A 9,338-nucleotide genomic window follows, 5' to 3' on the forward strand; every position below is an offset into this window, starting at 1 on the left:
GATCCAAACGAAACTGCCTAGATGGCCAAGGACAACAGGACCGGCGCCGCCTCCCGGTTCAGCGCGTCCGCGGCCCGGCGCAGCCGGTACGCGTGCTCCACCGGCAGCGACAGCGCCAGGCACCCCACCGTCGCCCCGGCCGTGATCGGCACCGCCGCGCACACCGTCCCCACCGCGTACTCCTGGAGGTCGAGCACCGGCACGGTCGGCGGCTGCGCCTCCAGCCGGGACAGCAGCAGCCGGTCACTGGTGATGGTGCGCGAGGTGAGGCGGGCCATCCGGTGCCGGGCGAGATGGTCGCGGCGCCCGGCGTGGTCCAGCTGGGTCAGCAGGCTCTTGCCGATCGCGGTGGCGTGCGCGGAGCGACGGAAGTCCACCCATTCGTTGACCTTCGGAGTGCCGGGACCGTCCGCGTACTGGGTGACGCTGACCTCGCCGTCGACGTACCGGCTGATGTAGACGGCCGCGCCGACCGAGTCGCGCAGCCGGTCCAGCGTCTGCTGGAGCTTCTCGCGCAGCGCCTCCTCGTGGCCGTGCGCCGAACTCAGCCGGGCGAGCGCCTCCCCGGTGGCGTACGTGCCCTCGGCGGTCTGCTCGACGTACCCCTCGCGGCGCAGCATCCGCAGGAGCGGGGTCAGTCGCTCCTGCCCGAGGCCCGTGCGCCGGGCGAGTTCGGTGTCGGTGACCGGGGTGGTCCGCCGCGCCATCGTCTCCAGTACGCGCAGGGCGTCCTGGACCGAGTGGTGCGGCGCGGTCGGCTCGTGTTGCAGCGCCACGGTGGTCTCCCCATGCGCTCGCTCCTGTGGCCGTGGCCCGGACGGCGAATCCCCTTCACGATAGCGGCCGGGCGGCCGGGAGGGGGGCGGTTGTCGGCGAGTCCGCCGCTCTCAACTGGGCGGCTGACCTGCGGCATATGCCAAAGGGAAGCCCCGACGCCGCAGTTCGAGGGCGTCGGGGCAGGTGACGGTGGGTGCTCACAGGACCGCGCTGAGGAATTCCCGGGTGCGGTCGTGCTCCGGTTCGCTGAAGATCTTCTCCGGGGGACCGGCCTCGATGACCCGCCCCGAGTCGAACATCAGTACCTGGTCGGAGATGTCCCGGGCGAAGTTCATCTCGTGGGTCACGCAGAGCATCGTGATGTCCGTGGAGCGCGCGATGTCCCGCAGCACGTCCAGGACGCCCGCGACCAGCTCCGGGTCGAGCGCGGAGGTCACCTCGTCCAGGAGCAGCACCTGCGGGCGCATCGCCAGCGCACGGGCGATCGCGACGCGCTGCTGCTGGCCGCCGGAGAGCCGGGTCGGGCGGGCGTCGCACTTGTCGGCCAGGCCCACCAGGTCCAGCAGCTCCCGCGCCCGCACCTCCGCCTCGTCCTTGGACATGCCGAGGACGGTGACCGGCGCCTCGGTGATGTTGCGCAGCACCGACATGTTCGGGAACAGGTTGAACTGCTGGAACACCATCCCGATCTTCTTGCGGACCTCGCGGACCTGCTTCTCGGGCGCCGGGAAGAGCTGCTGCCCGTCCACGGTGATGGTGCCCTCGTCGGGCTTGAGCAGCGTCATCAGCAACCGCAGGATCGTGGTCTTGCCCGACCCGGACGGCCCGATCAGGGTGACGTGCTTGCCGGCGTCGACGGAGAAGTCGAGGTCGTCCAGGACGGTGTTGGTCCCGAACCGCTTGGTGACCTTCTCCAGGCGGATGAGTTCACCGGACCCGGCCGGCTTCTTCTCGGGGCTCTTCTCGGGCTGGGGGAGGGTGTCAGTGGGCAAGGCGTCGCTCCAGGGCTCGCAGGGCAAGGGAGGCCAGGTAGGAGATGACGATGAAGGCGAGGCCGATCACCGTCAGGGGCTCGGTGAAGCGGAAGGTCTCCTGCGAGAACAGCCGTGCCTCGCCGAGCATCTCCAGCACGGTGATCGCCATCAGCATCGGCGTGTCCTTCAGCATGGAGATCACGTAGTTGCCGAGGGCGGGCACCACCCGGCGCACGGCCTGCGGCAGGATCACCGCGGTCCAGGTCCTGCGCAGCGGCAGGTTCAGCGCCGTCGCGGCCTCCCACTGGCCGACGGGCACCGCCTCGATGCCGGCCCGGTAGACCTGCATCGTGTACGTCGAGTAGTGCAGGCCGATGCCGATGACACCGGTGGTCATCGCCGAGGCGGTGACGCCCCATTCGGGCAGCACGTAGAAGAGGAAGAACAGCTGCACCAGCAGCGGGGTGTTGCGGACGAACTCCGTCACCACCCCCACCGGCCAGGTCACCCAGCGGGACGGCACCCGCGTCAGCAGCGCCCACACCAGGCCCAGGACGAACGAGATCACCGAGCCGAGGACCAGGATCTGCAAGGTGACCAGCAGACCGTCCCAGAAGTGCGGCATGAAGTCGGAGACGGCGCTCCAGTCCCAGTTCATCGGAGTCCCGCCTCGATCCCGGCCGGCTCGGGCACGGCCGTCTTCTTCGTCCGCGGCGCCTTGCCGACACCCGCCTTCAGCTTCTTCTCCAGCCCCCGCATCACCCGCGTCAGCAGGAACGCGATCACGAAGTAGATCAGCAGGATGTACGTGTAGATCTCCGCGCTCTCCTGGAGCGCGAGCCGCACCAGATTCCCGCTGAACGCCAGATCACCCATGCCCATGACCGACACCAGGGCGGTGCCCTTGAGCAGTTCGACCAGCAGGTTGGAGAAGGGCGGGATCATCTCCGGAACCGCCTGCGGCAGCAGGATCAGCCGCATCCGCTGCCAGGGCGTGAAGCTGAGCGCGATGCCGCCCTCCTGCTGCGCCGGGTCGACGGCACCGAGCCCGCCGCGCACGATCTCCGCGCCGTACGCCCCGTAGGTCAGGCCGAGCGCCAGCGTGCCCGCCCACAGCGGCACCAGCTGCCAGCCGAAGGCCGGGGGCAGCACGAAGAACACCCAGAAGATCATCACCAGGGCCGACGTCCCGCGGAAGACCTCGGTGTAGAAGCCCGCCAGGAAGCGGACGATCCACAGCCGGTGGGTGCGCGCGACGCCGACCACGAACGACACGGCCGTCGCCAGCAGTGCCGAGCAGACGAGCAGCTGGATCGTGACCCAGACGCCCTGGAGTACCAGTTCCCACAGTCCCGAGGTCATCCGCCGCACAGCTCCTTCGCGGTCAGATCCGTCATCTCGTCATCGGTGAACCCGAACGGCCTGAGGATGCGGAGCAGTTCACCGCTCTCCTTGAGCTGGTGGAGTTCCTCGTTGAAGGCGTCCCGGAGGCTGGTCTCGGTGGGCCGGAAGCAGAACCCGCCGCCGTCGACGTGCGGTTCGCCGTCCACGATCGGCTTGAACGCCTCGGTCACCTCGGCCTTGCCGGACTTCTTGACCACCTCGCGGGTGGTCAGCGCGGTCCCCGCGAACACGTCCACGCGCCCGGCCTCGACGGCGTTCAGTCCGGCCACCTGGTCGGGGACGATGAGGATGTCGCTCTCCTCGTACCCGGCCTCCACCGCGTAGGCGATCTCCGCGTACCCCGTGCCGGTGGCGAACCTGGCCTTCTTCTCGACGACGTCCCGGTAGTCGTGGAGGCCGAGCGGATTGCCCTTGCGCACGATGAAGGAGTCGAGCATCTGGTAGTCGGGGTCGGAGAAGATGACCTGCTCGCAGCGCTCGGGGTTGATGTACATCCCGGCCGCCACGACGTCGAACTGCTGCGACGCCAGCCCCGGGATGAGCGAGCCGAACTCCGTCGGCACCGGCTGCACCCGGTCCACGCCGAGCCGCTTGAAGATGACCTTCGCCAACTCCGGCGCCTCGCCGGTCAGCTCACCGTCCTTGTCGATGTACCCGAAGGGGATCTCACCGGCGATACCGAGCCGCGCCACGCCCTGCGCCCGGAGCCGGTCGAGGAGGTCACCGCCCTCGGTGTCCGAGGCGGTGGCCACCCGCGAGCATCCGGCGGCCCCCAGCGCGCCGAGCGCCGCGACCCCCGCGAGCAGCGTTCGGCGACTGGGCCCGGATATCCCGGACTTACGGTCCGTTCGTCCCCGTGACGGGGTTCTGTGTGGTGGAGCCATGGGCGCGCGCCTTCCCGACTCCGGGAAAGTTATGCCGGTCTTTTCCGGCCCTCTCCCGCCGCCGGACCCTCTCGACCCCGCCGCCGACGGGCACGGCCATGGAGGACATGACCGATCACCACACCAAGGTCGCGCTGGTCAGGCACGAAATCCGGCACACCGCACACCCGCTCGACGACCTGCGCGGGCGCCGAACCGGTCACCACGGCGTACGGCTACGACCGCCGGGCCGGCCGAGGCGCGCGACGACCTGCGGCGCACCGGCGCGCCGGGGCGGTCACGCGGCGGCGCCCGCCTCGTACAGGGCGTGGGCCGCCCGCAGGACCAGGTCGTCGCGGTGGCGGGCGGCCACGATCTGGAGGCCGACCGGCAGCCCGTCGCCGTCCCGGCCCACCGGGACCGTGGCGGCCGGCTGCTGGGTCAGGTTGAACGGGTAGGTGAACGGCGTCCACCCCGTCCACCGCCGGTGCCCCGACCCCTTCGGCACCTCCGCGCCCGCCTCGAACGCCGTGATCGGCAGCGTCGGGGTGAGCAGCAGGTCGTACACCTCGTGGAAGCGGCCCATCCGCCGGCCCAGCTCCGTCCGCACGTCCACCGCGGCGAGATACTCCAGCGCCGAGTACCGCGCGCCCTGCCCGCAGATCTCCCGCAGCCCCGGGTCGAGCAGCTCCCGGCGCCGGGGCCCCAGCCGCTGCGCCACCCGCGCCGCCCCGCTGAACCACAGCGTGTGGAAGGCGTCCACCGGGTCGGTGACGTCCGGATCCGCCTCCGTCACGTACGCGCCCAGCTCCGCCAGCCGCTCCACCGCCCGCCGCACCGCCGCCGTCACCACCGGCCGCACCGCCACCTGCCCGCCGAGCGTGGGGGAGTACGCCACCCGCAGCCCGTGCACCCCTTCGCGCAGCGCCTCCGTGTACGACCGCCCGGTCGGCGCCAGCGCCGACCAGTCCCGGGCGTCCGGCGCCCCGATGACGTCCAGCATCAGCGCCGCGTCGGCCGCGTCCCGGGTCATCGGGCCCACGTGGGCGAGGGTCCCGAAGGCGCTCGCCGGGTACAGCGGGACCCTGCCGTACGTCGGTTTCAGCCCGAAGATCCCGCAGAACGACGCCGGGATACGGATACTGCCGCCGCCGTCCGTGCCCAGCGCCAGCGGCCCCGCGCCGAGCGCCACGGCCGCCGCCGCGCCCCCGCTGGAGCCGCCCGCGGTACGCGTGGGGTCGTGCGGGTTGCGGGTCACGCCGGACAGCGGCGAGTCGGTCACGGCCTTCCAGCCGTACTCGGGTGTCGTCGTCTTGCCGAGGAAGACGGCGCCGTGCTCGCGCAGCCGGGCCACCGACGGCGCGTCCTCGTCCCAGGAACCCTTCTCGGAGACGGTCCGGGACCCCCTGAGCGTCGGGTGGCCGCGCATCAGCAGGAGGTCCTTGACCGTCACCGGCACCCCGTCCAGCCGCCCGCGCGGCTCTCCGCGCCGCCACCGCTCCTCCGACTCCCGGGCCCGCGCCAGCGCCTCCTCGGCGGTGATCCGCACGAACGCGTTCACCTCCGCCCGCGCCCGCTCGGCCCGCGCGAGGGCCGCCCGGGTCACCTCCACGGGACCGAGGGCACCCGTGCGGTAGCCGTCGAGGAGCCGCACGGCGGTGAGGTCGTGCTCGTGCTCGGTCATGCACCCTCCCGGGGAGTCAGTGTCCGGGTACGTACCCGCGGTTCTTGTCGACCACGTTCGGCAGCGGCCGCCCCGCCGCCCACAGGTCGAACAACTCCACGAACTGAGCGCCGAGTCCGTCCCGCCAGCCCATCGTGTCCCCGCTCATGTGCGGGGAGACGATCAGACCGGGGACGTCCCACAGCGGACTGCCGGCGGACAGCGGCTCGTGCGCGAACACGTCCAGCGCGGCCCCCGCGATGCCGCGCCTGCCGAGCGCCTCCGCCAACGCCTCCTCGACGACCAGCGGCCCGCGCCCGACGTTCACGAACCGCGCCGAGGGCCGCATCACCCCGAACCGGCGGGCGTCGAACATGCCCCGGGTCTCCTCGGTCAGCGGCGCCGCCGCCACCACCCAGTCGGCGCGGGCCAGCAGCCGGTCCAGGTCCTCCGGTCCGTGCACCCCGGGGCGAGCGGACCGGCCGACCAGCGCAGTCCTGACACCGAGCGCCCCCAGAGTGCGCCCGACCGCCCGGCCGATCGGCCCGGTGCCGACGACGACCGCCCGGCCCCCCGCCACCCGCTGCGACTCCCGGTGGCGCCAGACCCGCTCCCGCTGCAGCTCCAGCGTCCTCGGCAGATCCTTGGCCATCGCCAGCACCAGCGCGGCGACGTACTCCGCGATCGGCTCGTCGAAGATCCCGCGCGCGTTGGTCACCACCGTGTCGGAGGCGGCCAGCGCCGGGCACATCAGATGGTCCACGCCCGCGCTCGCGGTGTGCACCCAGCGCGGGCGCGGACCCTCGCCCGGCCAGGTCCGCCGCACGGCGTCCGACCGGAAGTCCCACACCAGCAGCACATCGGCGGACGGCAGCCGCGCGGCGAGCCCCGACCCGTCGACGTACTCGACGCTCGCACGCCCGGTCAGCCGGCCGAGCCGGGGCCGGGGCGAAGCGTCGAGAACGAGCACGGCGGGGCGGGCCATCGGCAGCGTGCCTCCGGGATCGGGGGATCGACCAGCTCTTGACCTGGCGGTGACGCGGGCGGCGGATTGACCACGCTCGCACCGGAACCTCCCTTCGTCAACACGGCCGCGATCACGGTGCGCCGCCATCCCCTCGCCCAAGGTGAGATTTCTGATCTCGGCCAACCAAGTGACGATGTGGGCGGCACTGCGCCGACTGGGTACCCGTGCCGTGGGGCCGTAACGGGCGCTGACCGATCCGGCGGCGCGGCCCGGCCCCGTGGCGGAGCGACAGCAGGAAGGGTGGACATGACAGCACTGGGATTCCTGTACCCGGGCCACTCCGGCGAGGACGACTACCCACGCATCGAGCAGCTCCTGGGCAGCGACATCCGGGTCGACCTGGTGCACACCGACCTCGGCGAGGACGCGCACCGCGTGGACGCCCTGCTGGAGATGGGCTCGCCCGCGCGGCTCGCGGCGGGTGTGGAGGAACTGCGGCACGCCGGCGCCGAGGCCGTGGTGTGGGCCTGCACCAGCGGCAGCTTCGTGCACGGCTGGGACGGCGCCCACGAGCAGGTCCGCGCCCTGGCGGCGACGGCCGGCATGCCGGCCTCCTCCACGTCCTTCGCCTTCGCCCACGCGGTACGGGAACTGCGGGCGCGCCGGGTCGCGATCGGCGCGACGTACCCGCAGGACGTGGCCGCTCTCTTCGCGGACTTCCTGCGCGCGGCCGGCCTGGAGGTCGTCGCCGTCCGCGGCGCGGGCGTCGTCACGGCGGCCGAGGCCGGCACGTGGGGCGAGGCCGAGGTGCGGGCGCTGGCCCGCTCGGCCGACCACCCGGACGCGGAGGTACTGCTCCTCCCCGGCACGGCCCTGCGCACGGCCGCGCACATCCCGTCGCTGGAGAAGGAGTTGGGCAAGCCGGTCCTCACCGCCAACCAGGTCACGGTCTGGGAGGCCCTGCGCCTGGCGGACCGCCGGGTGAACGCGCCGGAACTGGGCGCGCTGTTCACACGGGAGCCGCTGGTCCAGGCGTGAGGTCACGGCAGACCCGTGTGACACGACAGAACCCCGGTCCGCCGAAGCGGTACCGGGGTTCTGTCGTCTTGCTGTGGAGCGCCGGGCAGGCCTTGCACCTGCATCTCCCCGCAGGAAGCGGGGCGTCTTTCCTTGGACCACCAACGCAGTGCCGGTTGTTCGGAGTTGCTCCGTCGACCAGCGCATGATGATCGTATCGCATGAATGCCGGATGCGCACGCCGTACAACCTTGAACGATCCATGACGGTCTTGCCCGCGTGAACCCTGTGCCGAACCTGTGCACGGGGCATTGATCAGGGAGTGCACCATGCGAGCCACCACCGTCCGCCGTACCGTCCTGTCCGCGTCCGCGGTCACGCTGACCCTGCTCGTCACCGCCTGCGGTGGCGGTGGCGGCGAGGACGGGGACAAGAAGGCGAAGGGGACCGCCGCCGCGTCCGAGAAGCCCGCCGCGAAGGCACTGACCGCCGCCGAACTCGACAAGCTGGTGGTCACCACGGCCGACCTGAAGGGCGAGACGGCCGCGAAGCCGGGCAAGGACGACGTGGCCGACCCTGACACGGTCTCCGTCGACAAGGCCGAGTGCGAGCCCGTCGCCAAGGTGCTCAGGGCGCTGCCCGTCGCGGAGCCCGCGGCGAGCACGCAGCGACTGGTCACCCTGGAGTCCGCGGCGGCCAAGAAGGGCATGCCGTCGATCGAGGAACTCGCGCAGATGTCCGAGAAGGAGGCCGAGGAGGCGACGATCGACTCCCTCGACATCACCAAGACGATGACCTCCCTGTGGTCCTACGACGCCGACGGCGCCGAGCAGGCCCTCACCGCGATCCGCGAGGCCGGCGAGAAGTGCGCCGGGGGCTTCGCCCTGACGGACGACGGTGAGAAGGGGCAGGTCACCGGGATCGTCACCGACAAGATCTCCGCGGGCGAGGACGCTGTCGCCTGGACGGTCCAGGAGAAGGTGGACGGCGAGGAGGTCGAGACCAAGGTCGCCGTCTTCCGCCAGGGTTCCACCCTCGCGGGCTTCTCGTCCTTCAACATCGCGGCCGTCACCCGGGGCGACGCCTTCGACCAGCCTACGGCGGTCATCGAGGCGCAGGCCGCGAAGCTCGGCTGATGCGAAAGAACCCCGGTCCGCCGAAGCGGTACCGGGGTTCTGTCGTCTTGCTGTGGAGCGCCGGGCAGGCCTTGCACCTGCATCTCCCCGCAGGAAGCGGGGCGTCTTTCCTTGGACCACCAACGCAGTGCCGGTTGTTCGGAGTTGCTCCGTCGACCAGCGCATGATGATCGTACCGGACCCCTGGCCGATCCGCACATCGAGCTGTGGCCGTCGGGGCCACTCGCTTCTCTGCCAGTGTCGTGCTTCCACGGCCCGCCTCAAGGGCGCTGCGCTGACGCTCCGCGTCGGCTTCGCCGATGGGCCTGCGGCCCACCCTTGACCCGGCCCGCTCCAGCACGGGTGAGAAGCGAGCGAGCGGCCCGAGAAAAGCAGGTTCCCACCACCGGCGACGGGCCCAGCACCTTTCTTGTCCCTTCCCCGGCGTGTGGGGAGCGCGACAGCACCTCACATGCACGCCGGGCCGTCTCGGCGGCCACCGCTCCGTACGGGGTGCGGTACCTGCCGGGGCCCCGGTCCGGGTAGGGGTGCTGGAAT

General features: G+C 71.8%; 9 protein-coding genes and 1 pseudogene. 3 read left to right on the top strand and 7 right to left on the bottom strand.

What is annotated here, in order from left to right:
* Window positions 1–17 precede the first annotated feature (17 nt).
* The 7 genes from J7I94_RS26320 to J7I94_RS26350 all read right to left on the bottom strand — a co-directional run bounded on the left by J7I94_RS26320 (window position 18) and on the right by J7I94_RS26350 (window position 6,666).
* A complete protein-coding gene (locus J7I94_RS26320; RefSeq protein ID WP_215170722.1) occupies window positions 18–776 on the bottom strand; it encodes an IclR family transcriptional regulator in 759 nt (252 codons plus the stop codon).
* Window positions 777–974: 198 nt separating this feature from the next.
* Complete coding sequence (gene ehuA / locus J7I94_RS26325; protein WP_215170724.1) at window positions 975–1,769, bottom strand: ectoine/hydroxyectoine ABC transporter ATP-binding protein EhuA; 795 nt, start codon at window positions 1,767–1,769, stop codon at window positions 975–977.
* Window positions 1,759–2,409, bottom strand: a complete 651-nt coding sequence (gene ehuD / locus J7I94_RS26330) for an ectoine/hydroxyectoine ABC transporter permease subunit EhuD (protein ID WP_215170726.1) — start codon at window positions 2,407–2,409, stop codon at window positions 1,759–1,761. Before ehuD ends, ehuA begins: the two co-directional genes overlap by 11 nt.
* On the bottom strand, window positions 2,406–3,113 hold the full coding sequence (ehuC, locus tag J7I94_RS26335) for an ectoine/hydroxyectoine ABC transporter permease subunit EhuC (protein WP_215170728.1): 708 nt from the start codon (window positions 3,111–3,113) through the stop codon (window positions 2,406–2,408). Before ehuC ends, ehuD begins: the two co-directional genes overlap by 4 nt.
* Window positions 3,110–4,039, bottom strand: a complete 930-nt coding sequence (ehuB, locus tag J7I94_RS26340; RefSeq protein WP_215170730.1) for an ectoine/hydroxyectoine ABC transporter substrate-binding protein EhuB — start codon at window positions 4,037–4,039, stop codon at window positions 3,110–3,112. The genes ehuC and ehuB overlap by 4 nt, the downstream gene beginning before the upstream one ends.
* A 277-nt stretch (window positions 4,040–4,316) precedes the next feature.
* Window positions 4,317–5,702, bottom strand: coding sequence for an amidase (locus J7I94_RS26345; protein WP_215170732.1), 1,386 nt, complete (start codon window positions 5,700–5,702; stop codon window positions 4,317–4,319).
* Window positions 5,703–5,718: 16 nt separating this feature from the next.
* On the bottom strand, window positions 5,719–6,666 hold the full coding sequence (locus tag J7I94_RS26350; RefSeq protein ID WP_215170734.1) for a D-2-hydroxyacid dehydrogenase: 948 nt from the start codon (window positions 6,664–6,666) through the stop codon (window positions 5,719–5,721).
* Between the two features lie 151 nt (window positions 6,667–6,817).
* Between J7I94_RS26350 and J7I94_RS38615 the strand changes: the two are divergent.
* The 3 genes and pseudogenes from J7I94_RS38615 to J7I94_RS26360 form a co-directional block, all read left to right on the top strand.
* Window positions 6,818–6,958: pseudogene (locus tag J7I94_RS38615) on the top strand (decarboxylase); the annotation flags it as partial.
* The gene (locus J7I94_RS26355; protein WP_215170736.1) at window positions 6,955–7,686 is read left to right on the top strand and encodes an aspartate/glutamate racemase family protein; all 732 of its coding nucleotides are present in this window, start codon (window positions 6,955–6,957) and stop codon (window positions 7,684–7,686) included. The pseudogene J7I94_RS38615 and the gene J7I94_RS26355, both read left to right, overlap by 4 nt.
* A gap of 308 nt (window positions 7,687–7,994) precedes the next feature.
* Complete coding sequence (locus tag J7I94_RS26360) at window positions 7,995–8,801, top strand: hypothetical protein (RefSeq protein ID WP_215170738.1); 807 nt, start codon at window positions 7,995–7,997, stop codon at window positions 8,799–8,801.
* Window positions 8,802–9,338 lie beyond the last annotated feature (537 nt).

The sequence above is a fragment of the Streptomyces sp. ISL-12 genome (assembly GCF_018614415.1).
Classification (GTDB): domain Bacteria; phylum Actinomycetota; class Actinomycetes; order Streptomycetales; family Streptomycetaceae; genus Streptomyces.

What these genes read in the sequence shown, in the direction of transcription:
- ehuD (WP_215170726.1), bottom strand. Translation starts at nt 2,409, where the DNA reads ATGAACTGGGACTGGAGCGCCGTCTCCGACTTCATGCCGCACTTCTGG.
- ehuC (WP_215170728.1), bottom strand. Translation starts at nt 3,113, where the DNA reads ATGACCTCGGGACTGTGGGAACTGGTACTCCAGGGCGTCTGGGTCACG.
- ehuB (WP_215170730.1), bottom strand. Translation starts at nt 4,039, where the DNA reads ATGGCTCCACCACACAGAACCCCGTCACGGGGACGAACGGACCGTAAG.
- J7I94_RS26345 (WP_215170732.1), bottom strand. Translation starts at nt 5,702, where the DNA reads ATGACCGAGCACGAGCACGACCTCACCGCCGTGCGGCTCCTCGACGGC.
- J7I94_RS26350 (WP_215170734.1), bottom strand. Translation starts at nt 6,666, where the DNA reads ATGGCCCGCCCCGCCGTGCTCGTTCTCGACGCTTCGCCCCGGCCCCGG.
- J7I94_RS26355 (WP_215170736.1), top strand. Translation starts at nt 6,955, where the DNA reads ATGACAGCACTGGGATTCCTGTACCCGGGCCACTCCGGCGAGGACGAC.
- J7I94_RS26360 (WP_215170738.1), top strand. Translation starts at nt 7,995, where the DNA reads ATGCGAGCCACCACCGTCCGCCGTACCGTCCTGTCCGCGTCCGCGGTC.